General features: G+C 62.5%; 25 protein-coding genes. 12 read left to right on the top strand and 13 right to left on the bottom strand.

The features are described from left to right. Positions 1-27: 27 nt before the first annotated feature. Together J3S28_RS05860 and J3S28_RS05855 are read right to left on the bottom strand one after the other, a co-directional pair. On the bottom strand, positions 28-1,257 hold the full coding sequence (locus J3S28_RS05860) for a fatty acid desaturase family protein (RefSeq protein WP_207838719.1): 1,230 nt from the start codon (positions 1,255-1,257) through the stop codon (positions 28-30). Positions 1,258-1,531: 274 nt separating this feature from the next. After that, positions 1,532-1,984, bottom strand: coding sequence for a hypothetical protein (locus tag J3S28_RS05855; RefSeq protein ID WP_207838717.1), 453 nt, complete (start codon positions 1,982-1,984; stop codon positions 1,532-1,534). 81 nt (positions 1,985-2,065) lie between these two features. Here J3S28_RS05855 and J3S28_RS05850 point away from each other — a divergent pair, with 81 nt between their 5' ends. The 3 genes from J3S28_RS05850 to J3S28_RS05840 all read left to right on the top strand — a co-directional run bounded on the left by J3S28_RS05850 (position 2,066) and on the right by J3S28_RS05840 (position 5,627). Beyond that, on the top strand, positions 2,066-3,553 hold the full coding sequence (locus J3S28_RS05850) for a cryptochrome/photolyase family protein (RefSeq protein ID WP_207838715.1): 1,488 nt from the start codon (positions 2,066-2,068) through the stop codon (positions 3,551-3,553). A gap of 132 nt (positions 3,554-3,685) precedes the next feature. Continuing rightward, positions 3,686-4,249, top strand: a complete 564-nt coding sequence (locus J3S28_RS05845) for a DUF3995 domain-containing protein (RefSeq protein WP_207838712.1) — start codon at positions 3,686-3,688, stop codon at positions 4,247-4,249. A 16-nt stretch (positions 4,250-4,265) separates the two neighbouring features. Continuing rightward, a complete protein-coding gene (locus J3S28_RS05840; protein ID WP_207838709.1) occupies positions 4,266-5,627 on the top strand; it encodes a hydroxysqualene dehydroxylase in 1,362 nt (453 codons plus the stop codon). Positions 5,628-5,660: 33 nt separating this feature from the next. On the opposite strand, the gene J3S28_RS05835 is transcribed toward J3S28_RS05840, so the two are convergent. After that, positions 5,661-6,527, bottom strand: a complete 867-nt coding sequence (locus tag J3S28_RS05835) for a DUF7161 family protein (RefSeq protein WP_207838706.1) — start codon at positions 6,525-6,527, stop codon at positions 5,661-5,663. Positions 6,528-6,665: 138 nt separating this feature from the next. On the opposite strand from J3S28_RS05835, the gene J3S28_RS05830 reads away from it, so the two are divergent. Next, entirely contained in the window at positions 6,666-7,088 is a 423-nt protein-coding gene (locus tag J3S28_RS05830) for a TIGR03618 family F420-dependent PPOX class oxidoreductase (protein WP_207838703.1), read from the top strand. A gap of 109 nt (positions 7,089-7,197) precedes the next feature. On the opposite strand, the gene J3S28_RS05825 is transcribed toward J3S28_RS05830, so the two are convergent. Beyond that, positions 7,198-7,662: an SRPBCC family protein gene (locus J3S28_RS05825; protein WP_207838701.1), complete on the bottom strand. Its 465-nt coding sequence runs from the start codon at positions 7,660-7,662 to the stop codon at positions 7,198-7,200. A gap of 171 nt (positions 7,663-7,833) precedes the next feature. Between J3S28_RS05825 and J3S28_RS05820 the strand changes: the two genes are divergently transcribed. Both J3S28_RS05820 and J3S28_RS05815 read left to right on the top strand, forming a co-directional pair. Then, entirely contained in the window at positions 7,834-8,547 is a 714-nt protein-coding gene (locus tag J3S28_RS05820; RefSeq protein WP_207838699.1) for a DUF6319 family protein, read from the top strand. 17 nt (positions 8,548-8,564) lie between these two features. After that, entirely contained in the window at positions 8,565-9,173 is a 609-nt protein-coding gene (locus J3S28_RS05815) for a class I SAM-dependent methyltransferase (RefSeq protein WP_207838697.1), read from the top strand. Positions 9,174-9,207: 34 nt separating this feature from the next. Here J3S28_RS05815 and J3S28_RS05810 read toward each other — a convergent pair whose 3' ends face one another. The 3 genes from J3S28_RS05810 to J3S28_RS05800 all read right to left on the bottom strand — a co-directional run bounded on the left by J3S28_RS05810 (position 9,208) and on the right by J3S28_RS05800 (position 11,617). Further along, positions 9,208-9,969, bottom strand: coding sequence for a 2-phosphosulfolactate phosphatase (locus J3S28_RS05810; RefSeq protein ID WP_207838695.1), 762 nt, complete (start codon positions 9,967-9,969; stop codon positions 9,208-9,210). 36 nt (positions 9,970-10,005) lie between these two features. Continuing rightward, a complete protein-coding gene (locus J3S28_RS05805) occupies positions 10,006-10,692 on the bottom strand; it encodes a haloacid dehalogenase type II (protein ID WP_207838693.1) in 687 nt (228 codons plus the stop codon). Between the two features lie 121 nt (positions 10,693-10,813). After that, complete coding sequence (locus J3S28_RS05800) at positions 10,814-11,617, bottom strand: SDR family NAD(P)-dependent oxidoreductase (protein ID WP_207838692.1); 804 nt, start codon at positions 11,615-11,617, stop codon at positions 10,814-10,816. Between the two features lie 204 nt (positions 11,618-11,821). Here J3S28_RS05800 and J3S28_RS05795 point away from each other — a divergent pair, with 204 nt between their 5' ends. Further along, complete coding sequence (locus J3S28_RS05795; RefSeq protein WP_207838689.1) at positions 11,822-12,448, top strand: TetR/AcrR family transcriptional regulator; 627 nt, start codon at positions 11,822-11,824, stop codon at positions 12,446-12,448. Positions 12,449-12,463: 15 nt separating this feature from the next. Here the strand turns inward: J3S28_RS05795 and J3S28_RS05790 are convergent, their stop codons facing one another. Together J3S28_RS05790 and J3S28_RS05785 are read right to left on the bottom strand one after the other, a co-directional pair. Then, a complete protein-coding gene (locus J3S28_RS05790) occupies positions 12,464-13,456 on the bottom strand; it encodes an LLM class flavin-dependent oxidoreductase (protein ID WP_207838687.1) in 993 nt (330 codons plus the stop codon). 34 nt (positions 13,457-13,490) lie between these two features. After that, positions 13,491-15,026, bottom strand: a complete 1,536-nt coding sequence (locus J3S28_RS05785; RefSeq protein WP_207839515.1) for an acyl-CoA synthetase — start codon at positions 15,024-15,026, stop codon at positions 13,491-13,493. A 216-nt stretch (positions 15,027-15,242) separates the two neighbouring features. Between J3S28_RS05785 and J3S28_RS05780 the strand changes: the two genes are divergently transcribed. The 3 genes from J3S28_RS05780 to J3S28_RS05775 all read left to right on the top strand — a co-directional run bounded on the left by J3S28_RS05780 (position 15,243) and on the right by J3S28_RS05775 (position 18,269). Continuing rightward, positions 15,243-16,100 (top strand): RCC1 domain-containing protein, encoded by an 858-nt coding sequence (locus J3S28_RS05780; protein ID WP_207838685.1) that lies wholly within the window; start codon positions 15,243-15,245, stop codon positions 16,098-16,100. Positions 16,101-16,884: 784 nt separating this feature from the next. Next, positions 16,885-17,016 carry a hypothetical protein gene (locus tag J3S28_RS28560; RefSeq protein WP_272874138.1) on the top strand — a complete coding sequence of 44 codons (132 nt, stop codon included), beginning with the start codon at positions 16,885-16,887 and terminating at the stop codon, positions 17,014-17,016. A gap of 515 nt (positions 17,017-17,531) precedes the next feature. Continuing rightward, positions 17,532-18,269 (top strand): SDR family oxidoreductase, encoded by a 738-nt coding sequence (locus tag J3S28_RS05775; protein WP_207838683.1) that lies wholly within the window; start codon positions 17,532-17,534, stop codon positions 18,267-18,269. Between the two features lie 174 nt (positions 18,270-18,443). On the opposite strand, the gene J3S28_RS05770 is transcribed toward J3S28_RS05775, so the two are convergent. The 4 genes from J3S28_RS05770 to J3S28_RS05755 form a co-directional block, all read right to left on the bottom strand. Continuing rightward, positions 18,444-18,908 carry a hypothetical protein gene (locus J3S28_RS05770; protein WP_207838680.1) on the bottom strand — a complete coding sequence of 155 codons (465 nt, stop codon included), beginning with the start codon at positions 18,906-18,908 and terminating at the stop codon, positions 18,444-18,446. 110 nt (positions 18,909-19,018) lie between these two features. Beyond that, entirely contained in the window at positions 19,019-19,771 is a 753-nt protein-coding gene (locus J3S28_RS05765) for an SDR family oxidoreductase (RefSeq protein ID WP_207838677.1), read from the bottom strand. 97 nt (positions 19,772-19,868) lie between these two features. After that, entirely contained in the window at positions 19,869-20,804 is a 936-nt protein-coding gene (sigJ, locus tag J3S28_RS05760) for an RNA polymerase sigma factor SigJ (protein WP_207838674.1), read from the bottom strand. Between the two features lie 129 nt (positions 20,805-20,933). Then, the gene (locus J3S28_RS05755; protein ID WP_207838671.1) at positions 20,934-21,779 is read right to left on the bottom strand and encodes a hypothetical protein; all 846 of its coding nucleotides are present in this window, start codon (positions 21,777-21,779) and stop codon (positions 20,934-20,936) included. A gap of 383 nt (positions 21,780-22,162) precedes the next feature. Between J3S28_RS05755 and J3S28_RS28700 the strand changes: the two genes are divergently transcribed. Beyond that, positions 22,163-22,495 carry a helix-turn-helix domain-containing protein gene (locus tag J3S28_RS28700; protein ID WP_207838669.1) on the top strand — a complete coding sequence of 111 codons (333 nt, stop codon included), beginning with the start codon at positions 22,163-22,165 and terminating at the stop codon, positions 22,493-22,495. A gap of 12 nt (positions 22,496-22,507) precedes the next feature. Next, on the top strand, positions 22,508-22,900 hold the full coding sequence (locus J3S28_RS05745) for a PIN domain-containing protein (protein ID WP_207838667.1): 393 nt from the start codon (positions 22,508-22,510) through the stop codon (positions 22,898-22,900). Positions 22,901-23,267 lie beyond the last annotated feature (367 nt).

Here is a 23,267-nt window from a genome sequence, read left to right as displayed (position 1 = left end):
ACTGGCTGAATCTGCACAGTTCTGTGCTCACGGCGCACCGCTTGTGGCTTGACCTACGTCTCGCAGGGCCGATCTCAGCCCGCGCCGACGAGCTCCGCCGGCGTCGGTGGGAAGGTGTGAGCCCGTGAACGCGAATCGGCGTTCCGAGCTGGTTTCCGGCGCGTCATCCGACGTGCGATTCAGAAAGCGGTCCGGGAGCGCGAGCTTGTGTATCGTCCGCAACGCCGACCAGTACTGCCGGCCCAGCGACCCCGTCGTGTACGGCAGGTCGTACTTGTCGCACAACTCCTCGACTCGCTGCGCGATCTCGACGTAGCGGTTGCTCGGTAAGTCGGGGAACAAGTGGTGCTCGATCTGATAGCAGAGGTTTCCGCTCATGAAGGCCATCACTGGTCCAGCCCGAAAATTGGCGCTACCGAGCATCTGTCGCAGGTACCACTCCGGCTTTGTCTCAGTCTCGTAGTGCTCGACGGTGAACTTTTCTGCGCCGTCTGGAAAGTGGCCACAGAAGATCACGAGGTATGCCCAGAGGTTCCGGATCAGGTTCGCAGCGGCATTGGCGGTCACGGTGGTCTTCCACGACCGTCCGGCGAGTGCGGGGAAGAGCACGAAGTCCTTCCCGAGTTGCCTGCCGATCTTTCGGTAGAAGATCGTGGTGGCCCGCGAACCACGCTCGTGCGGTCCGACCCCGTCCACCTTCTTCTGGGCGTCGAGGTCATGCCGCGCGATGCCCCATTCAAACGTGACGGCGAGAACGATGTTCGCAAACGGCTGAAGGAGATTTGCAGGCCGCCATGGCACGTCGCGAGTCATTCTCAAAATGCCGAAGCCGATGTCGTCGTCCATACCAACGATGTTCGTGTAGATGTGATGGGTGTAGTTGTGGGCTCGTTTCCACTGGGACGACGGCCCCACCTGATCCCATTCCCACGTGATGCTGTGGATCTCCGGGTCGTTCATCCAGTCCCATTGGCCATGCGAGATGTTGTGGGCGAGTTCCATGTTCTCGATGATCTTCGACGAGGAGAGAAGGGCGGTACCCAACAACCACAGTGGCCGTCGGCGAGAACCCATGAGAGTCGCGCGAGCACAGACCTCGAGGCCGCGTTGAAGCGCGATTGCACGCCTGATGTATCGCGCGTCGCGGACTCCGCGATCATCCTCTATGTCTGATCGAATTGAATCCAGCTCGTCGCCAAGCGCTTTCACGTCCATGTCGGTCAGATGGGCGAACTGGGCAATGTCGGTGATGGCCACCGTCAACTCCGATTGGCATCGGCCGTGGTTGCCGGAGCAGATGCGTGAGAAACGTTCGACCGTTTACCGAGGTGCGGGCGGACGACAACAATGTTCCGGGCGGCGATCACTGACGGCGGCACGACCCACGGGCGGCACCACCGGTCCCAGGCCGGCTGTGTACTCAGCACCTACAACGAAACCCGCGTTCTGGGCAGGTGTCAAGGCGTACATGTCGATCCGGCCTGGTAGTTGTGACGTGCACCCGGGGCGAACGCAGTTGTCGGCCGCGATCTCAGGGCTTTGCTTCGTGATGACGCCGCCCTGCGGTCCGTCGACGTTCCTTCATCTCAGCCTCGAACACATGCCGAACGCCGCCTTGGAGCTTGTCCCGAGTTCGTCGCTCCTGGTCGCGGAACGCCGCCCAGTAATTGTCGTCGAAGTCTTCGACGATCTGGAAGGTCCAACGTCCTTCGATGACGTTTCGGCCGACCAGTTCCTTCTCCAATTCGTCTGCGATGTCGCCGTGACCGGCGTCCCGCAGTTCGTCGACGGCATCCCCGAGGAGTAGATCGGTGTGGCCCATCATCTGGTGGAACGAGTAGAGGTGCCCACGGGCGCGCTCGAGAGATTCCAGCGCTTCGGACAGCTTCCCGACCGCGGCGACGGTCTCATCGGAGACGCCATCGGGACGTCGTTCACCGAGAGCTGCCGATTCGAGGTCCTGGGCTTCATGAGAGTAAGACACGCCGCGAGGATACCCAGAGGAACGCAGTTGTATTCACTTGCCGAGAGCCCCATGGGTCGCCGACGCCGTGGGTAGCCTGGAATGGTGTCCCGTAGTCCAGCGCCGTTGTGGCTCTTCGCCGATCAGCTCGGTCCGCACATCCACTCCTCCCGTGAGAACGCCGAGCGAGAGGTCGTTCTCATCGAGTCCTCTGCGGCCCTACGCCGGCGAGCAGGCCATCGCCAGAAGGCGCACCTCCTTCTGTCCGGCATGCGCCACCTGGCGGACGAGCTGGGTGATCGCGCGCGGTACATCCGGGGCGTCGGCTACCGGGATGTGCTCGCCGAACTGCCTGGTCCGGTCGCCGTCCATGAGCCGACGTCGCGGGCGGCGCATGAGTTCGTCAAAAGCCTCGCCGAGGAAGGGTTGGTCAGCGAGATCCTGCCCAATCCGTCATTCGCATTGCCACGCGAGGATTTCGAGCAGTGGGCATCTGGACACAAGTCATTCCGCATGGAGACGTTCTACCGGGAGCAGCGGGTTCGCTTTGACGTGCTCATGGATGGCGATCAGCCCGCCGGTGGTACCTGGAACTACGACCACGACAATCGGAAGCCGCCGCCCAAACGTCGCACACTGGGAATAGACGAGCCGTGGTGGCCGACCGAGGATGCCATCGACGACCGGGTGCGGGCGGACCTCGACGCACTGAACGTCTCCTGGACAGGTGTCGACGGGCCGCGGTTGTTCGCGGTGACAGCAGATGAGGCGCAGGCGGCGCTGCGGACATTCATCGACCACCGCCTCGAGACGTTCGGTCCGTACGAGGACGCGATCATGGGCGACGACTGGACGATGTCGCACTCACTTCTGTCCGTCCCGTTGAACCTCTCCCTCCTCGACCCCCTCGACGTTGTCCACGCGGCGGAGCGAGCGGCGAGGGAGGACGGGGTGCCTCTGGCCAGCGCTGAGGGTTTCATCCGGCAGATCATCGGCTGGCGTGAGTTCATCTGGCACCTCTATTGGCATTTCGGCGCCGATTACACCGCCAACAACGAACTCGGCGCGACCGCACCTCTCCCGGATTGGTTTCGACACCTGGACGCGGAAGCGGTCACCGCACGTTGCCTTTCCGACGCACTGTCCGGTGTTCGGGACCGAGGCTGGGTTCACCACATCCCGCGCCTGATGGTCCTGGGAAGCCATGCGCTGCAACGCGGTTACGATCCAGCCGAGCTCACAGCCTGGTTCACCGCCAATTTCGTCGACGGCTACGAATGGGTGATGCCGGTGAACGTCGTCGGGATGAGCCAGCACGCAGACGGCGGGTTGATGGCGACGAAACCCTACACATCCGGCGGCGCCTACATCAACAAGATGTCCGATCACTGCCGTGACTGCGAATTCGATCCCAAGAAACGTCTCGGAGACGATGCATGCCCGTTCACCGCGGGATACTGGTTCTTCACCCACAGACACCAGAACCTGTTGGGGGACAACGTTCGGACTCGACGCCAGGTGTCCAACATGAACAGGCTCAGCGACCTCGATGCGGTCATCGAACAGGAGCGTGCTCGCGACCAGTTCTGAATTCGCTCGGCGCCTCGACGAGGGGATGACCTTCGTTGCGCCGACTGATTCTCGCGCGGCGTAGCGAGATCAGGGTCGTACTCAGGGACATCCTGGATGTGCCCGACCGCGATCGGTTTCTACCGTAAAAGCATGCAGAGACAATCGGTGGGCCGGGGAAGTCGGATTGCGACACTCGCTTTCACCACAGCGGCCATAGCGGGGCTACTACACGGAGCTGCCAGCCTCTACTGGGCAGTCGGCGGGCGCTGGCAACTCGAGTCGGTCGGCGGGTGGGCTGTCGAATTGGCCGACGAGCATCCGATTGGTTCGGGGATCGGGCTTGGTCTGCTCGCTGTTCTCAAAGCCCTCGCCGCGGTGGTCCCGGCCATCAACGAGAGGTGGCACAGTCCTTTCTACCGAGCTGTTCGCTCGTGCAGCTGGGCCGGCGGCGTGCTCTTGGTCGTCTGGGGCGGGATGTCCGCGTTGTCGGCCTGGGCTGTGCTGACGGGGCTGATCAGACCCAGCGGAGGGTATGACAGCGCAACGATGATCGGTCATGCCGTCGTGTGGGACCCTCTGTTCCTGATATGGGGCAGCGCGTTGCTGACCGCACTGTGGGTGAGCGGCACAACGCAGACGAGACCTGCAGAACGATCCGAGACCTCACGGATTTCTGATCCGCTCCCCGAAGCGCACTGCTTCGGTCAGCGCTGACCGTTACTGTGGCCGCATGCATTGTGTGGTCGTAGGTGGGGGATTGGCCGGCCTGGCGTCGGCGGTATGGATGACGGAGGCCGGCCATCAAGTGACGCTGCTGGAACGGCGGGGGTCGTTGGGCGGCCGGACCATCGCCATGCCGGTCCCCGCCGTCGATGATGTCCCGGACAACGGCCAGCATGTATTCGCGAGTGGGTACCAGCACCTGATGCGCTATCTGGACAGCGTCGGTACCCGAGAACAGGTCGAGTTCCCGGGGCACATGACGATTCGGCTGCCGGGTGGAGATACCCGGGTGTCGGCGTTTGGGGGACTGGCGGGTCTGAGGGCCGCGTTCGGCGATCTTCCCGGAGTCACCGGCCTCGACCGGCTTCGAACCGCGCGAGCACAGGCCACGCTGATCCGGCAGGCTCTCCGGCAGCCCGCCTGGCTGGACGACATCACCGCTGACGAGTGGTTCCGCCGAATCAAGATGCCTCAGTCCGCACGCGACGCGCTGTGGGATGGGATCGTGATCGGGCTGACCGGTGACAAACCCGAGATCTCGTCAGCAAAGGTGCCCGCGGACCTCTTGGTCACCGGTATGCGGCGGGCGCGCGAAACGAAGACCCCGATCTCGATCGGGTATCCGACGGTCGACCTCGACACCCTGTTCATCGACGGCGCAGAGAAGGTTTTCGCCGATGCCGGTGTAGATGTGCGCCACCGGGCGGTCGTCGCCGCGGTCGACGTGGCCGACGGCGTCGTCGTCGGCGTCACACTCACCGACGGCGAACGGGTCTCGTCCGACGCGGTCATCTGCGCAGTGCCGGTCTGGAGCGTGAAAGGACTGCTCGACCAAGTCCCTGAACACGAACGAATCTATGAAGCAGTCGAGCACCTGACGCCGGTCCCCATCGTGAGTGTCAACCTGTACCTGGACCGCTCGATCGGAATGGCCGACTGGGGAGAAGTCCTCCTCGGTGGTGAAGGGGTCCTCGAGCAGGTCTGGGATCGTCAGCGAATGCACGGCCGGGACGCATCTCGGCATCATCTCTACTCCACCACGGTGTCGGCCTCGTACGAACTGACCAAGAAGTCGAACGCCGAGATCACCGCCATCCAGATGGACATGCTGCGCAGGTATTACCCGGCCGCTGCCCATGCCGAAGTGCTCCACAGTCACGTCGTGCGGATGCCGAAATCGACTTTTGCTCAACGGCCGGGGACAGCAGGCATTCGTCCGGATCAGCGCACCTCGGTCCTAGGCCTCGCGCTGGCAGGTGATTGGACCCGCACCGACTGGACCACGACGATGGAAGGCGCGTGTCAAAGCGCAGCGCGGGCCGTCGACGTGATCTTGGACTACGCGAAGCGGCCCGACTCTCGGGTTTGATGCTGTGCCACACGAGTGTTTCCGAGGCCCCGCTCACCCGAGCCCGAGCTGGTGAGCCGCGATGAGGATTCTCGGTTCGCCAGAGTGTGCATGCACGCCGACGTTGCCGGCCGGATCGGCCCCATCATCGACGATGACGACGTAGGGAATTCCGGGCGGAAGGTCCGCCGCAACGCCTGCAGCGTCGGTGGGAAAATCGGTGAGCAGGATCGCCCTCTTTCGGGCCAACCCGGTCTGACCGGCGTGTAGAGGCTCGGGGACAGTTGACCCCGCCCACGGCATCCTGTCGGTGACGTACGTGCCGCTGCGGCACTTGTCGGCAAAGAAGATCGCGTCTTGGGGTTCGGCGACGAATGCTTCGTATGTTTGCTTGTCGAGGCCGAAGTACTCCCGGAACTCCTGGCCTCGCTGCGGCATCGTGACCGCGAGATAGCGCCGCCCGGTGTGTCTTTCGATACCGAGTTCAGCGTCGCGGTGCCCCTCCTGGAAAAAGTGGCTTCTGTCGTACGTCAAGACCTTGGGCTCAGACGTGGTGGCCGGCGACTCCTCAGCCGGACCCGTCGACGCGTTGCTTCGGTGTATCCGCTGACCCGCAGCGATGATTCCCACGCTGACGGCCATCACGAGCGCTGCAGCGACAACCATCACCCCGAACGCGGCGATGGGGTAGTAGAACGTGAGGCCATCGGACTGCCATGCCAACAGAACGGCCGCCACGTACACGGTCACCGCGGTGACCGGTACCCCGAAGATGGCGAGAAACACTCCGCCGACTGCGATTCCGGGTGCACCCGAGTCGCTCAGCATGGTCGACATCCCACCCAGGTACACCGCGAACAGCACCGCTGCGATGAGCAGGACGAACAGCGAGATCGTCACGAAGGTGTCGAAGGCGCGCACGGGTGAATGGTAGCGAGCGGACCGTTGCCGGCGTCTTTGGTTCGACATCGTCGACGTGACATCGATGTTGCGCAACCCCTTGTCGGACCCACCATTCGCTCGGGAATGTGTGGGTGTCGGGTTGCGTTGTTCGCAGTCATGAAACTCGACGACTCTGCACGCGCGCTCATCGGTTCCGGCGTGGACGCAACGCTGGTCACACTCAATCCGGATGGCAGCCCGCAGGTGTCGGTTGTGTGGGTCGCGCTTCGATCGACACCAGACGGCGACGAGCTGGTGACCGCTCATCTGGGGGTGTACAAGAAGGTACGCAACGTCCGCCTCGACCCTCGAGTCGCACTGACCATTCTGGGATCCGAGTCCGATGCCTTGATGACTCCCTATCTCGCCATCAATGGCACCGCTGACATCGTTGAAGGCGGTGCCCCGGAGCTACTCGCCGAACTCGCCGCGGCGCTCGCACCCCCCGGTTCGGACTTTCCGCCGGAGGACGCGCCACCCGGATACATCACTCGCATCCGGATCGAGAAGGTCGGCGGCGTCGGGCCCTGGTCAAGCTGAGATCGCCGAGTCCTTGCGTCCCGCGGACTCCGATAGATGTCTCCCACAAACGACTCGGTCGCCGGCGCAGACTGGCTGCGGCAGCGACCGAGATCGGTGTGAATGTGAATCAGGAAGTTGCGGCGGCAGCAAGTTTTCCGAGGGTGTCGGTCAGCTGGTCCTCGGTGACGAGCGGAAACTTCAACTGCTCGAGGAGTTTTTTGTCGGTGACCTTCGACCAGTCATAGGTGTGGCGAACGAGGGTCTCGTTCGGTCCCTGGGCCTCCAACTCCCACAACCATTCCCATCCGGCAGGCTCGGTGCCCGCGAGTGCGGTCTGCCAAGCCAGAAGCTTGTCCTTGGCGTACCCGGTCACGTGGTTGTCGGTCTTGTATTCGCCGCCCACGTGGTCGCCTTCCATGTTCATGGTGAACACCTCGCCGACCTTCTGGATTCGGTCGGCGTGATCCACGCTGCGAATGAACCCGGAGCCGTCCAGCTCCAAATGCCGTTCTGGGTTGGAGAGGACGTCGAAAACCGCGTCGACGGGCGCCTCGATGGTGCGTTCCACAGTGACTTTCGTGTTGTCGCTCATGGCTCCACACTGCCTAAAGATCGTCGACTCGGCAACAACCCCGGATGATGACAATGTCGCCGTCGCTGTGCTACCGACGCCGCCGCTCGGGTGGGTTTCGCTCCGCAGATTGAGTGGTGCGCGACACGGAGCCGCGGACCAATCCCGGCGTGTTCGCACGCATGTGCGAACATGGTCAGCGTGAACTCGCGTAAACGGACCGGCTTGACGACCGACGAACTCGAATCGATGTCATCGGCACTCGCCGCAGGCAAGCGCGTCACCGTCTACCTTCGTGATCCGATGCCATCACTCGACCTTGCCGCCGGCACGTCTGCACGAGTGGTGTCCATCGATGGGTCAACGGTCATGGTGAGCCCGAAGGGTGTCGCCGATCAATTGCCTTTCGAGGCCGACGAACTGCAGAAGACCCGTACACCCCCAACTTCCACAGGACCTGCGCGTCAGCGCCCGGTAAAGGCAACACCCGCACCATCTAGCGCAACAAGGATCGCGGTCTCGGCTCCGACGCCGTCGAAATCACCGCCAGAATCTGTGCTGCCGACTCCGGCGGAGGCGAAGGCTACGCCGCCAAAAACGCCGCGACGCACCAAGAATCCGGCCGCCGCTGCAGTCAGTGTCACCATCACATCAATGGGCGAGAGCACCTGGGCGGTGTCGGTGTCGCACGGTAGCAAGCGCCAGGGCAAGCCCGCCGAGGTCACCTCCGACCGGGTGACGCGAGCGATGCACGCGCTCGGCGACGACACTGCCATCACGGCAGTCGACGCGGTGATCGAGTCCGCACGGGCAGCGACCCAGAAGAGAATCGACGAGCTGAGCAGTGAGCTCGAAGCCGCACGAGCGGTGCTGGCACATCTCGATGAACAGGCCGGGAACAGCTGACGGGACGCTCTTCTACGATGACGCAAGAGGGTTACGACGCCATGGCCGATCTGTATGCCACCACGCTCCCGACCACCTACCAGCTTTCAATCGAATTGCATGCAGTGGCCGCGTTCGTAGAGCTGGCCGTGGAATGCGATGGCGTGACGGTAGACGTCGGCTGCGGGCTTGGGCATGTGACGGCAGATCTTGTCGCGCGCGGGTTGGATGCGATCGGCTGCGACCCCAGCGCCGGTATGTTGGGTCATGCACGACGGAATTACCCTGACCTGCACTTCCTCGAGGACGACGCCGCACTGACGAGGTTGCCCGGGGACGTCGGCATCGCCGCGATCATCGCCCGATTCAGCTTGATTCATGTCGAGCCCGCTCAGGTAGCTGGCGTCCTCGAACTCTGGTCTGACCGGTTGACCAAGGGCACTCCCGTGCTGATCTGCTTCCAAGCCAGCGACGAGCCCGGGACTCCGATTTCGTTCGACCACGCGGTGGCTCCCGCGTGGCGATGGCACCCTGACGAGTTCAGCCGAATACTCGGGGACCACGGGTTCGCCGAAGAGTGGCGAATTGTGTACCGCGACAGCAGTTACAGATTCCCGATGGCCTACTTACTTGCTCGTCGCACCTAGCCGGCCGGTGCAAACGAGCCCCAGCCGGATCTGGCTATGTCGCCGGCACGAAGCGATCCTTGCGCAGTACAGGGACATGGGTGCTGGTGTTCAGTTCCGCAGCGATCGCGACATCCTGGGAGTAGCCGGCGTCGATGAGTTCGCGCCCGCTGGCGCACGCTTGGAGGTGACTCGTCATGACCGGTTCGACGCTGGTCCAGGCGGCGCATGCAGCGACGGCCTCTGACGAAAAGTGTTCTCGCCAACCGCGTGTGGCCATCATACTGAGGACAGCGCCGGCGCCCCACATGTCTTCGAAGGCCGGCCTCAGCGACCCGTCCGGCCACTGTTCACCCGCGGCGATGACCGCGACATTGGTGTCGACGGAGAATGAGTCGCAGATCCACGATGCAACGGAGCGGGCATTGCGCAGGCTCGCTCCGACCACCGTCGGGACCGACGTTGCGAGTTCGTAGCTGATCGTGGATCCGTTGGGGGACGGGAGCACCAGTCGCTCGGGCGGGACGGACCGGTTGCGAATCGTCGGCGCAGACAGACTGATCTGGTCTCCTCGAGCCACAGATCGTCCGACCGCGAGAGTCGCATCGACTTCTGCGGCAAGCGCCGCGGCTTCTGCCCCTCTCGTTCGATAAGGCAAGACCGTGATGCCGGCGTCGAGAGCTACGCTCAGGGTGGTGGTGAACGACAGCACATCCACGACGACGGCCAATTCGCAGTGCTGCGCGACTGCTCGCGCCCCCGAGAGCCCCCAGTCGAAACGAACACCGAATCTGTCTTGCTGATGAGCCGGATTCACGGGACAGACCTTACCGGCGGACGAAAAGAACCCCGGTCAGCATCCGAGTTGTGTTGCCAGCTCGTCCATTCCTGCGACGTGGTGGTCATCAAGCGGGTTGACCGACGCTTCTTTGACTTCAGGTCCCCATTCGCGCGGCCGCTCTATATATGCGGTCCGCAGACCGCAGGATCTCGCCGCCTCGAGATCAGACGCGTGGGTGGCGACCATCATCACCTGGTTGGGTTCGACCTGCATGAGCTCAGCGAGGCCGAGATAGACTTCGGGTGCAGGTTTGTAGTGGCGCCATACATCTGCGCCTCCGACGAAGTCCCAGCCGAAGTTATTGCGTTTGGCCATCTCGGTGAGCAAGGCGACGTTCCCGTTGCTGAGCGCGCAAACGGTGTATCGGGTCTTGAGTCGGCGCAGACCTTCCGCGGCCTCGGGCCAACCCGGGATGGTGTGCCACGAGTGCACTGCTGCGTCAATCTGTTGTGCGGTCGCATCGACGACACCTCTGTCGCGGAGCAGACGCTCCAGTGCTTCGCAGTGCAGGTCGTCGAGAAGCGTCCACGGCCGTGTCCCGGCCTCCACTTCGGCGAGAGCAGGGCTGTAGGTCCGTCGCCAAGCGCGCGCGAGTTCAGACCCGTTGATGCCGGGAAACTGTTCGCACAGCGCCGCACTCACGCCGCTGTGCCAGTCCGTGACAGTGCCGAACGTGTCGAACGCCAGAACCTTCAGCATGCGCACCCTCCATTGAACGTCGCGTCACATCTGCTCCACTTTCGCGGAACTGCTCCGGTTCCAGGGCCCTGGAACCGGAGCAGAATACTGAAAGTGGAGCACATCCGAGCGCTCCGCGGTTCTACATCCCCATTCCACCGTCGACCGGGAGGCCGGCGCCGGTGATGAACTTGGCCGCGTCGGAGGCGAGGAACACCACGGCATCCGCCATGTCATCGACCTGGCCGAGTCGACCGAGAGGAGTGAGCCCGGCGACTGCTCCGGCGGCGGCCTCTGGAGATTCGAACAAACCCAGGGCTGCGGTCTCGACCGCTAGCTTGTTGCCCATCGCAGTGGGCGTGAGCCCCGGGTAGATGCAATTGACCCGCACTCCGTAACCCAGCTTGCCCGATTCGGCAGCGGCGACCCGCGTCAGTCGATCAATGCCGGACTTCGAGGCGGAATACAGGGCGATCCCAGGAAAGGCGATTGTCGCTGCTACAGAAGCGATGTTGATGACCGCGCCACCCGATCCTGCGGCGCCACCGGGTCGCATCGCCCGGAACGCGTGCTTGATTCCCAGTGCGGTACCCAGGACGTTGATCTCGAGCATGTTCGACGCGGCGGCGGCGTCGAGGTCTATGAGCAGATCGGTCACCTCGATGCCGGCGTTGTTCACGACGATGTCGAGACCACCCAATGCATCGACCGTGGATGAGACTGCCGCCTCCCATGCAGCGTCATCACGCACATCGAGGAGCACGAACTCTGCCTTCGCGCCCTTCGCCCGCAGCGCGTCAACAGTCTGCCGACCCGTGTCGGCGTCGATATCGGCCACCGCCACGGCAGCCCCGGCCTCGGCGATGGCCTCGGCCATACCGGCGCCCAGTCCCTGTGCGCCACCGGTGACCAGCGCTGTGCGTCCTGTGAGGTCGTAGCTCGTCATTGAATCGTCTCCCTTGACCCTGCGAATATTTACTGAATCCATACACGGGCATGCAATGTCGTCACTTACATGATGCGATGTGGGTCACATTACGAACAAATCTTGACGGATGTCAAGAGTAATTCTGACACTTGTCAAAGAAATCGATGGGCGAGGCCTGTTTCAGCTGGACACGGACGTGGGGGATCGCCGTAAGCTGTACCGATGACGACCGTCGCCGATAACACCCCGCGAGCCGGTTTACGCGGCCCAGACAAGTTCGAGGCGCGTCGTATCGAACTCGCGACGGCGACACTGCTCACGTTGGCCGAATTGGGATATGCCCGCACCAGTTTGCGCGAGATTGCGCAGAATTCTGCGTTCTCGCACGGTGTTCTGCACTACTACTTCTCCGACAAACTCGACCTGATAGCGCAAGCCGTCCGGATCTATGAGGACGTGTGCGTCACCCGTTACGACGAGGTCGTCGCCGCAGCCTCTACCGCCCAGGAACTCAGAGACGAGTTCGCGGCAATGTTCTTTGCGACGCTCGAGTCGGATTCTGCGCTGCATCGGCTGTGGTACGACCTTCGAAATCAGACTCTGTTCGAGTCGTCGTTCAGAGAAGACGTGCGCGAGATCGAATCTCGGCGTGAGGAAATGACGTGGCGGGTGGTGACACGGTTCTACGAACTGTCGGGTGTCACGCCCCGGTTCTCGTCACACATGGCCTACGTCGTCATCGACGGCATCTTCCAACGCGCGTTGATGAGCCTGTTGAGTGACGGCGACGACCAGCTGACGTCATCTCGAGATCAGCTGGCCGAGGCCTTCGACTTGTTCTTGCGGTGATCTTCGCAGCCGTTTCTACATTGCCTCGATCTTGGGCAGGATGTCGTTCTTGAGGCGCTTCATGTCATCCATGGTCTTGGGAGTGGGGACGTCGGCGAACGGCGGCCACACAAGCAGCTTGGTGAGTCCAGCCTCTCGATAGCGCTTGAGCATGTCGGTGACCTGGGCCTCGGATCCGACCAGCAGATTACTGGCCTTGCCCGCTGGAGTCTGGTCCATGTCCACGTCGGTGATGACGGTCCAGATCATGCTGGCGATGTCGAGGTCGTCAATGGTGCGAGAGGTGTCGAGGGCTTCGAGTTCATGTTGAATGCCCTTGCGCCACTCCGCGATCTCCTCCGGTGAGTCCTGAATCCCGATCCACCCGTCCAAACCGTATTTGGCAACTCGCTTCGCGGCGCGTTTCGCGTCCTTGAGGCCACTGAAGTAGATCGGCGGATGCGGTTGCTGGAGAGGTTTGGCGCCGAAGCCGCTGGGGCCGAAATCAGCGAACTCGCCGTGGTATTCGAAGACGTCGTTCGTCCAGATGCCTTGCATGATCTCGATCGTCTCGCGCAGGTGTTGGTGGCGGCGCGGGAAGATGTGCGAGGCGCTCGCGGCCGCGAATTCCTCTGGCATCCATCCTGAACCCACCGCGACGTTGAGCCGTCCATTGCTGAGGTGATCGATGGTGGCCAGTTCCGCGGCGAGCACGCCCGGGGATCGGTACGGCGTGTCGATGATGCTCATACCGATGCGGACCTTACTGGTCTTGGCGGCGAGCCAGGGGATGAGCGGAAAGCCCTGGAGGAACTCGCCCCGTGAGGAGACGGGCAGCTGCTTGGGGAGCTCATGCATCATGCCGAACGCGTATTCCATCTCGGCCCGGTCGGAAGACTCCGGAACGATGATGCGATCAAGCGTCCACACGGATTCGAACTCGAGATCCTCGGCCAACTGGGTGAGGTCCTCGAGCTCGGTGACGGTGACCTTTTCGCGAAAGTTGGGAAGGTACAGGGCTAGTTCCATCGTCGTAGACCTCGTTACTTTGTTGGGTTGTCGTTCATTTCGCGGTAAGAGTGGAGCGGATGTCGGTCTTGAGAATTTTTCCGACGGTCGAGCGGGGCAGGTCGGTCCAGACTTCGACCTGCTTGGGTGCTTTGACGCTGCCGACTCGCGCTTTCACGAACGCGATCAAATCGTCGGCGTCGAACTCGGCGTCGGGTCGAAGGGAGACGATGGCCGTAACCCTCTCGCCCCACTTCTCATCGGGCAATCCGATGACGGCGCAGTCCCGGATAGCAGGGTGGGCCATCAGGGCCTGCTCCACCTCGGCCGAGTAAACATTGAAGCCGCCGGTGATGATCATGTCTTTCGCGCGGTCGACGATGTAGAGGAAGCCGTCGTCGTCGAGATAGCCGATGTCGCCGGTGTGATGCCAGCCGTAGGTCGAGGCCTCTGCGGTCGCCTCGGGGTTGCGGTAATAGCCTGCCATCACCAGGGACCCGCGGACACAGACCTCGCCTCGATCTCCGGTTGGTACCGCCGCCCCGTCTTTGTCGAGGATCGCCACGGTCACCAACGGTGACGGCCGACCAGCCGACGACAATCGGTCGATGTCGACGCTGCCGTCCTCTCTACGGTGCTCAGCCGGCGACAGCGTGGAGATCATCATCGGCGCCTCGGACTGTCCGAACAGCTGGGCCATTGGTCCGATGCGTTCGAGTGCCTCGGCGAGGCGAGTGGTCGAGATGGGGGCGGCTCCGTACCAAAAGCATTGCAGCGACGAAAGATCGGTGGAGTCAAGCGATTCGTGATCCAGGGTCATGTAGATCAAGGTGGGCGGCAGGAAGGTGTGCGTGATGCGGTGCCGCCCGACGAGTTCGAGGAAGTCCCCGACATCGGGATGATCCATCACGACGACCTCGCCGCCCAGCGCGAGGATCGGGAAACACAGCACGCCCGCGGCATGGGTGAGGGGCGCGAGCGCGAGGTACCGTGGTCTGCCCTCGAACGGATAGCGCATCAGCACAATCGCTGTCATTGTTTCCAGGTTGCGGCCGGTGAGCATGACGCCCTTGGGGCGACCGGTGGTGCCGCCGGTGCCGACGAGCGCAACGAAATCGTCTGGTGCACTCTCGGTGTCGGCAGGGGGATCGGCCTCGGCCTCGGACAGCCAGGTGTCGAAGCCGATAGCCGTTTCGCTACTGTCGCCCAACCTCACGAGGTTCGACAGCTTCGGGAGCCGCGGTGATATCTCGGACACCAGCGCGTCGAACGCAGGCTGGTAGATCAACGTGGTGCAGTCGAACAAATCGAGAAGCTCAGCGTTCTCTCCGGCCGCGTTGCGGGGATTGATCGGGCACCAGACTGCGCCCGCGCGCGAGATGCCGAAAACGCACGCAAATGATGTCGGGTGGTTACCGGACAAAATGCCGACCTTATCGGACGGCCGCACCCCGGAATGCCTGAGCGCCTTGGCAACCGAATGCGAGAGGGTCACGACGTCCCCGTAGCTGAGCGACACTCCGTTGAACGTCAGACACGGAGCGTCCGCGCCCAGCGACGCACCCTTGTCGAGATAGAAGGTCAACGACACTGTTGTTCTCCGCTTCGTCATGTGGTGCAAATGAGTCTCCCGTCAATCTATGGCAACTGTCAAGATTTTTCCGGACAGTTGTCAAGATTCGTGCTTGTGAGTTCGTGGCCGGACCCAAGCTCGTCTGCCTGATCCCACTGATCCACAGAGCACTCACACACCGCCCGCAATCGAAATTGCCGCCAGTGCGCCGCGAGAAGCCCTATCGTGATCGTGATGGGTCAGATCATCGCCGCCGGGCGGCGGCATTCGGTAGGCGTGAGGGCAGACGGTTCGGCAGTGGCCGCCGGTAGCCCGCCGGCGCCCGAAACCCTTGTCGGGCAGTGGATATTGATCGACACGGTAGCAGTCGGGAACGTGCACACGGCATCCAATACGGGACGCGCGCACACTGTCGGGCTGCATGTCGACGGTACCGTCACCGCCGCCGGCTGGAACGCCGACGGCCAGTGCGAGGTCGGCGATTGGACAAGCGTTGTGGACATCGCGGCAGGCTGGCGACGAACGGTCGCTGTGTTTGCCGACGGATCGGCGTGCGCACGCGGGCGTCGACTCGAGGGGGCTTGCGACGTCGAAGGATGGCGAGAGGTAATAGCAGTTACTGCAGGGGACTGGCACACCGTCGGAGTTCATGCGGACGGCACTGTGACGGCAGTAGGCAGCACGAGCAGGGGACAGTGCGCAGTCGCCGGCTGGCGGGATGTGAAGGCCGCCGCGGCCGGCTACCTCCACACGGCTGCGGTGACCGGCCAGGGCGAGGTTTTGGCCACCGGTAATCATGACGCGGGAACTGATGAGATGCGTACGTGGCGAAACATTGTCGCCATCTCAGCGGGCAGCTATCACACAGTGGGCCTCGAATCCGGAGGGCGAGTTCGCGCTGCAGGCAACAACGCCCGAGGACAGTGTGACGTTGACACCTGGCGAGAGGTTGTGGCCATCGCCGCGGGCTCAACACATACCCTCGGCCTGCGCGCGGATGGCTGTGTTCTCGCCGCCGGAAACAACGACGACGGCCAATGCGATGTGGAAAATTGGCACCTGGCCGTCCCTACGGCTTATCGTCACATGTGACGAAAGGACGTTCGACCGGACGCAATTGTCCACTAGGAGCCTGGGTGGGTAATCGTTCGTTCAACTAGGCGGGTCGACGTGGAGTCTATTTACTCACCGCGCGATTGGAGAGCACCAGCGGCGGGTTTGCAACCAGCGCCTGCAGTGAGCACTCAGTAGGTTGTTGGCGTGGAGATTCCGGCCATCGCCGATCCGGCGTCACTCACTCAGGTGTTGTCACGTGGGGCCGTTTCGTCACACGTGACGATTCGGCGGGTAATCACGTTGCCGCACTGTGCGTTTGAAGTCCACCAAGATTGGCGTTCAGAGGGCGGTCGCCGTGGAGCGCTGTAGTCGGCCCGACGAAACGGCTACGCGCGAATGCTGCAAGGCAGGCGCGCACCGACGGCTCCGGACGCAGACCTGTCAACTGCCGCAGGCTTACAAACGTTTGGATGACGGCCGTGCCGGCACGTTGCAGATGTTCACCTGAACTCAAAAATACCCATAGCGACCTTCGATGACCTCTCCCAACCTCAACGCCGATAAGAAACATTATGTCAAGTAGAACCGGGATTATTGCATCGGATGCACGATTCGTAACGGCTCCACTTGCGAATGGCCGGTCGGTCAATAGATCGACGGGGCGGCTGCTGGGCGCAGATTAGGAGTACGAGCACGTCTCGTCGGGGAACGGGAGGGCTGAGACTTCCGGACCGTATCGGCGTCTTAGGTACGTTCTCTAATTACCACCTCCTGCGGCCCCGAGCCGGCCTTCGTATGGCCCGCCGACCACGCATGGTGTTTGGCCAGTGACACCGATCCACACTGGGCCGGGATCGGTGCCGACGCGGCCACCATCCGCGCTCTCACGACCCGCGACGACATCGATGTTGTAGCCGCAGACCGTTGCGGCCGCCACCCGTTCTACGACTGACCTGCCGCTGCTGCGCCGACGGGGTCCGACTCTTGACGGACCAACACCTGCTCACTGGCCGTAGGTGTATCGCAGATCGCTGGGTCCGCCAACGCGGCGACTAGCAAATCTCCGTCGACGAACCTGTCGCCATCACCGCTACCATTCTGGGCTCCAATCCACCGCCATACAACTGAACGTGTTCGCAAAGCAATGGCTTTCGCCGCAAATAGATATTAAGTAAGGTAGCGGCTGAAAATGCCTGTCAGAGAGCTACATTCACTCTCCACTGTTGGTAACGTTATGTCCGTTAGTACATCCCGCGCCGACAAGAACCGTGTCCCGGCGGGCTACATCCAGCCATTCCGCCGTATGTGGTGGCGATCGGTTCAGAGTACGGTCGGTCCGCCGGGGACGTGGAGTGCACGGACGTGGTTGTGTTCTGCGGTAAGCAGATCGAACCTCACATCGGGAGCGTTCGCGTCGTCACTCATGTAGAGGGTGGAAACGCCACCCCACGTGAAGGAGCTAGCGAAGTGAAGGTTCTCATTGCCGGTGGCCGAGGTCGAGTCGGATCAAAGGTTGCAGATCTTCTCGAGTCGCGCGGCGTGGAGGTCGTGTCCGGCGGCCTGGATGACGGGGTCGACTACATCGAGGGCACGAGAGTGGCTGAGGTTCTGGAGGGCGTGGACACCATCATCAATGTCCTCAACACCAATCGTTTCGACGAAGAAGGCGCGGTCAGCTTCTTCGACGGTACGACCCGCGCGCTGACGGCCGCCGGTGAGGAGGCAGGTGCGGGGCACCACATCCTCCTGTCCATAGTGGGCGTCGGCGACGAAGTCGGGTCGGACATCGGCTACTACCTGGGAAAGGTGGCGCAAGAGCGGGCGCTCAAGGCGGGTTCGATTCCCTACACCATTGTTCGCTCGACGCAATTCCAGGGTTACGTTCCCGTGCTGGCCGACCAGCACACGGTGGACGGCAAGGTTCTCGCTCCGCGGGATCTGATCCAGCCGGTAGAGCTCGATGAACTCACTGCTTTGTTGGTCGAGGTCACGCTGTCCGGCGGCCCCCTCGGCGAAGTCGAGATCGCCGGGCCCGAGCGGTTCCATATGGACGACCTGCTCCGCGGCACGCTCGCAGCCACCGGCGACCCCAGAGACGTCGTCACGGTAGAAAGCCGTGGCGCTGAAGACGCGCTGGTGCCTCGCGGCGAGTACCGCGTGGGAAAAACTTTGTACCCGATCCGCGACATCCCCCCTGCGAGCTAACCCATTCCGCCCGCCAGGCCCGACTTGATCTCGAGTCAAAGAGCCTCACCTCCCACGATCTATGAGCGTGGGAGGTGAGGCTCTTTTCGGCATCTGCCGCTCCTCGAGAACGTGGCCGTCAGGTCAGCTGCCGCTATGGGTGCCGAGCGCCGCCCGATGCGCCAGGTGTATCCATCACGCAGGGCGAGGACTGCGCCGCGGCGGGATGAAGAGGCCAACGCCAAGTAGGACGGCGAAGCCGAGAACGATGACCTGGCTGATCTGGTCCGATACGGACATGTGGCTGAGATGCGTCACGTGATAGAGGAAGTGGAGCACCCCGAACGTGGTCCATGCGATACCGAGGAGCCGGTAGCCGATCTGGGAGTGCCAGAACAGGCCGAAGACGCTTGCCAGCCCGAGTGCGAGGTACTGGGCGCCGTGGTCGCGGATCAGGTGCTCGTTGTACGGCCCGTCTTGCGAGATCCACTCCCCCAGGACTGCCGGGAAGTGATCGTAAAACTGCTCCGGGAAGAAGTATGCCCATGTGCCGACGACGGCAGCGATGACGATGGAGCCGATGAGAGCAGCTAACTGGAATCCACCAACGCGTCGGTCGTCGCTCGCACTATCACCGGGAAGGTGGGCGCGGTTACTCATGAAAAATCCGTTCTCGACGCCGCGCGTCGGTAGACCATGTGGGAAAAAGGTGGTGACGCACGTCTGTACGTGCTCGGCGCCGTTGGCACGAGGAAGACGAGCCCGGCGGACTACTTGGCGTGATGCCCTGTGCGCAGCCACTCGTCAAACGTCGTGCGCGCAGTCGTCTTCGAGGTGCCGCCGCGGAGCTCGCCGGAAGCCAGACCTCGTCCGTAAGCGCCAGGGAAACGCAACTCCAGCACACGGCGTCGCGTTCCGTCGTGCGCGTACATCCGGCGAACCATGTCGGCCAAGGACTCGTCCCGAGGACCGAGCAGATCAATTGCCCGACCAGTGGGTTCGTTCTCGGCGACAGCAATGAGGTGTTCGCCGACCTCCTCGGCGGCAACGGGCCGGGTAAGAGTCTTCGGAATCAGGGTCAGCGCGCCCATGGTGGTCTGCGCGACGATCTGCTCAGCGAACTCGTGGAACTGGCCGGTACGAGCGATGGTGTGAGGCACATCGGATGCGGCAACAAGACGTTCCTGAGCGAGCTTTCCGGCGTAGTACGACGTGTCGATATTGTCGATCCCCACGATCGACAACGCCACATGGTGCGGCGTTCCCGCACGTTTCTCCGCGCTCAGCAACTGCCGCGACGCCGACTCGAAGAACTCGATCGCCTTTTTGGTCGACAGGGTGGTCGCGTTGAGCACATCGACGACCGCATCCGCCCCTGCGATGGCATTGTCGATGCCATTGCCCTGAAGAACATCTACGCCGTTGCTGCGTGTCAAGAGAACCACCTCGTGACTGCAACGACGCGCCGCCTGCACAACGTACCGTCCCACGGTGCCGGTTCCACCCGCGACTGCAATCTTCATCGTCAACTTCCTTTCTCATCGCAGCAGGAACCTCCCGCAGCGCGAGCGGCTCGATGCCCGCATGTACTTGACGGCACAGGCCCGGTGAACGTGAGGCTCACTCGGTGATCTGATCGGGGGTCACCCACTCGCCGAGCTTGCGAGGGTCCAGCACAAGCCAAACGTCGGTGATCTGCTCCCCCTCAACGTGGAAGCTGGCAATGCCGAAAAGTCGTCCGCCCAGAGTCAAGGCGTATCCCAAGCCGTCCGCGGTGCGCCGCTCCTCGAACACGAGCTCCGGCCGTTTCTGCATGACACCCATGAGGAAACGCGCAACGCGATCGGATCCCGTGACGACGTTGGGGGCGACGCTCACCACTCCGCCGCCATCCGCGCGCAACTCGACCTCAGGCGCGAGAGTTCTCATGAGAAGTCGCATGTCCCCTCCCTGACTCGAGGCCAGGAACGCGCGAACCACATCGTCATGTGTCTTCGAGGCGACTATTGTAGTACGCCGCTCACGCACGTGTCGCCGCGCAGAGGAAGCCAACTGACGGGTAGCTTCGGGCGAACGTCCAACCAGGTCTGCGATCTCATCGAACGGAGTGCCGAATACGTCATGCAGCACGAACGCGACGCGCTCTGGCGGAGTCATGGACTCTAGCACCATCAGGAGCGCAGTACTCACCGCGTCGTCGAGGGTCACTCGGTCCAGCGGATCTTCCACCACACCAACAGCGGCGTCTGAGGCTGTTCCCGTGCCGAGGAAGAGGTCGGATGGGATCGGTTCCGGCAGCCATTGTCCGATCTGCTTCTCGCGACGAGCTCTGGCTGAACTGAGCACGTCGAGTGCGATTCGGCTGGCGGCTCGGGTCAGCCAGGCTGCAGGACTGCGGATCTCGCCGCGTTCCTGTTCTGTCAGCCGGTACCACCGAATGTAAGTCTCCTGAACGACGTCTTCCGCATCTGCCAGAGTTCCCGTCATCCGGTAGGCCAGGGAAACGAGGCGACGGCGTTCGCCAACCACGTCCGCGTCACCCCCGGATGGGACCATTGCCGGCTCCTCGTGCGACATCTTTCGCCTTTCTAAGAGGAACGCTTCGCGGCCCTGCGGACCACCACAACCCACGACACTCTCATCAAATATGACGGATCGGAACTCTGAAACGTGAGGTCGACACCATCAAGCGTCGAGGTCATCAAAAACGTGGGCGATGTCGATAGCGCAGACGGGGTCACCCTGTACGCCGTTGATGGTCGCGAGGTCGGCCAGCGCGGTCATTTTGGACGCCTTGGCCCCTTTGGCCTCATTGGCCACGCCGGTGGCGTCTCCAATGACCAGCCAGTCCTCCAAACGGCAGGTTCGGTGATTCGATAGTCCTCCCGTAGCTCCCGGTCGGCGAACTTCTCTGAAGCATCCATGTCTTCCACGCTTGTATCCGATGTCGCGGAGGACGTCGCGCGCCGCGTCCTGAAGCTCGGTTCCGGTACCCGTCGGAAGCACCGTTAGGCGTCCATTAGAGGCCGCCGCGGCGGCCTCCAGGCTAAGCATCTGCGCGTCGTGCTCGGCTCGCTGTGCCGCAAACCGCTCACGCTCAGCCGCAATCGCATTAGCCGCCTCCTGCTCAGCGTGACTAAGCCACTCGTACTCTTCGTCCTCTTCGTCCCAGCCCGCAAAATCCGGGAACTTTTCCGGCGCAATCGTGTGCCAATCACGTAGCGCAGCCTCCCACCACGGCGCAAAGTCGCGCAGGTCCGCTGGCACAAACCCCACGCCGGCCCCATCGACGCGCTGATATCGACCCGCCAAAACCACATCTGCGGGGCCAAGCGCCAAGGACTCGACTTCTGGGGCTTCATTGACGATGTTCTCTTGGCTCCCAAGCAGCTTGGCTCGCAAGCAGCTCGGCTCCGAACTGATTCGAACGATTTTCGGCGATCGCAAGGAGACCGTCTCGTAGCACTTCGAGTCGGGGTAAGAGGCATCGTTCCGGCACGCACGTGCGACCCTGTTGACGAGTTCACCCACAGCCGCCACTCGTGGCCCTGCGCACTTGGGATGACATCAAGGAGACCCCTGGTCAAGCGGTCAGGGCGGGCAGGCAACACGATCCGGAAGATGAACAAATGTTCAGGCACTCTCCGTCGGCCAGACGTTCGTGTGGATCCGCCGCCCTCTGGCGGGACGCTGGAGGATTGGGGCACGAAAGCACCGCATTCCGCGGCGAGTACCTGGTCGAGTGCTACGCCATAAAGGATGGGATCGTAGTTGCGCGGGGCTTCCTGCAAGCCCATGAACGGTCAGCGGGGACTACTGCCCAACCTTCATACGCCCTGGTCGGGGTCGACGAGCACGATCGAATCGAGCTGCCGGAGAACCTTCACCAGGTCCTCAAGCGGGTAGTTGAGGCAATGTCTCAAGGCCGAGCTGTCACCGTGGCGCCGCAGAGCATGACCCTCACGACGCAGCAGGCCGCCGACCTGCTGGGCGTGAGTCGGCCTACGATCGTCCGGTTGATCAACGACGAACAGATCGCTGCCGAGCGGGTCGGCAATCGGCATCGGCTGCTGCTTGACGACGTGCTTGCCTACCGGGATGCCCGTCGGACACGGCAATACGACGCCATCGCCGCGACGTCGGTGCCTATCGATGTCGAGGATGGCCCAGAGGTGATCCGACGGCAGCTGCGCGAGGCCCGTAAAGCAGTCGCAGCACGTCGTAAGGCAGCGAAAAAAACTGGCTGACACAATCGACCCATGTTCGTAGCCGTTCTCGACACCTGCGTGCTGTGGCCGAGCCTGCAACGAGACGTCCTGCACTCACTCGCAGCCGAGAACCTATATCGCCCCCTTTGGTCGGACGCCATCCTTGAAGAACTCGAGTTCCACGAGGCGCGCAAACTCATTGATCGCGGCGCCGATCCGGAAGACGCCGCTGCACGAGCAGCGCACCTCGTAGAGCAGATGGCAGCTGCGTTCGACGATGCCTGTGTCGTTGGCTGGGAGGTGCTCGACGGTTCATTTAACCTCCCGGATCCAGATGATGAGCACCTTGTGGCCGCAGCGGTCATCGGTGGTGCAGAGGCGATTGCTTCCGGTCCTGCCGCGCCGATACTGTTTCGGTACAAAGTATCTCGTCGCTCTCACTAATGGACACAAAGCTGCGTACGGCGTGAGTGAGTCTGAGTTGGCCCGCCGCATCGGCATTTCGCGGCAGAACTTGAACGCGTGGCGTATTCGGGGCCTCACTCGGTGGTTACGCACCCGGCGTCTCCACCCAATTCGCCCGGCTGTACACCGTGCGCCTGATCTGATTCGACGCAACGTTTGGTGACGCGGTCACGTACGTCGGTCGCGGCACGCCCCGGCGACGGCACATGCCATGCTTTGGACGCCCTCAAGCACTCTCTCATCGACCACGCAGAAACGCCGGCCGCAAATTTGGTTTAGTCAAACTATACTGAAATCTTACGTGACGGCCTCTCGTGGTTTACGGTTGCAGAACTTGGAAAAAGCT

Source organism: Williamsia soli (genome assembly GCF_017377795.1).
Lineage (GTDB): Bacteria > Actinomycetota > Actinomycetes > Mycobacteriales > Mycobacteriaceae > Williamsia > Williamsia soli.
Note: the sequence above shows the minus strand (reverse complement) of the source record. Positions and strands in the feature narration are given on the sequence as shown.

Coding starts and splice junctions, on each gene's coding strand:
- J3S28_RS05850 (WP_207838715.1), top strand. CDS start 2,066: ATGGTGTCCCGTAGTCCAGCGCCGTTGTGGCTCTTCGCCGATCAGCTC.
- J3S28_RS05845 (WP_207838712.1), top strand. CDS start 3,686: ATGCAGAGACAATCGGTGGGCCGGGGAAGTCGGATTGCGACACTCGCT.
- J3S28_RS05840 (WP_207838709.1), top strand. CDS start 4,266: ATGCATTGTGTGGTCGTAGGTGGGGGATTGGCCGGCCTGGCGTCGGCG.
- J3S28_RS05830 (WP_207838703.1), top strand. CDS start 6,666: ATGAAACTCGACGACTCTGCACGCGCGCTCATCGGTTCCGGCGTGGAC.
- J3S28_RS05825 (WP_207838701.1), bottom strand. CDS start 7,662: ATGAGCGACAACACGAAAGTCACTGTGGAACGCACCATCGAGGCGCCC.
- J3S28_RS05820 (WP_207838699.1), top strand. CDS start 7,834: ATGGTCAGCGTGAACTCGCGTAAACGGACCGGCTTGACGACCGACGAA.
- J3S28_RS05815 (WP_207838697.1), top strand. CDS start 8,565: ATGACGCAAGAGGGTTACGACGCCATGGCCGATCTGTATGCCACCACG.
- J3S28_RS05805 (WP_207838693.1), bottom strand. CDS start 10,692: ATGCTGAAGGTTCTGGCGTTCGACACGTTCGGCACTGTCACGGACTGG.
- J3S28_RS05800 (WP_207838692.1), bottom strand. CDS start 11,617: ATGACGAGCTACGACCTCACAGGACGCACAGCGCTGGTCACCGGTGGC.
- J3S28_RS05795 (WP_207838689.1), top strand. CDS start 11,822: ATGACGACCGTCGCCGATAACACCCCGCGAGCCGGTTTACGCGGCCCA.
- J3S28_RS05790 (WP_207838687.1), bottom strand. CDS start 13,456: ATGGAACTAGCCCTGTACCTTCCCAACTTTCGCGAAAAGGTCACCGTC.
- J3S28_RS05780 (WP_207838685.1), top strand. CDS start 15,243: ATGGGTCAGATCATCGCCGCCGGGCGGCGGCATTCGGTAGGCGTGAGG.
- J3S28_RS05770 (WP_207838680.1), bottom strand. CDS start 18,908: ATGAGTAACCGCGCCCACCTTCCCGGTGATAGTGCGAGCGACGACCGA.
- J3S28_RS05765 (WP_207838677.1), bottom strand. CDS start 19,771: ATGAAGATTGCAGTCGCGGGTGGAACCGGCACCGTGGGACGGTACGTT.
- sigJ (WP_207838674.1), bottom strand. CDS start 20,804: ATGGTCCCATCCGGGGGTGACGCGGACGTGGTTGGCGAACGCCGTCGC.
- J3S28_RS28700 (WP_207838669.1), top strand. CDS start 22,163: ATGTCTCAAGGCCGAGCTGTCACCGTGGCGCCGCAGAGCATGACCCTC.
- J3S28_RS05745 (WP_207838667.1), top strand. CDS start 22,508: ATGTTCGTAGCCGTTCTCGACACCTGCGTGCTGTGGCCGAGCCTGCAA.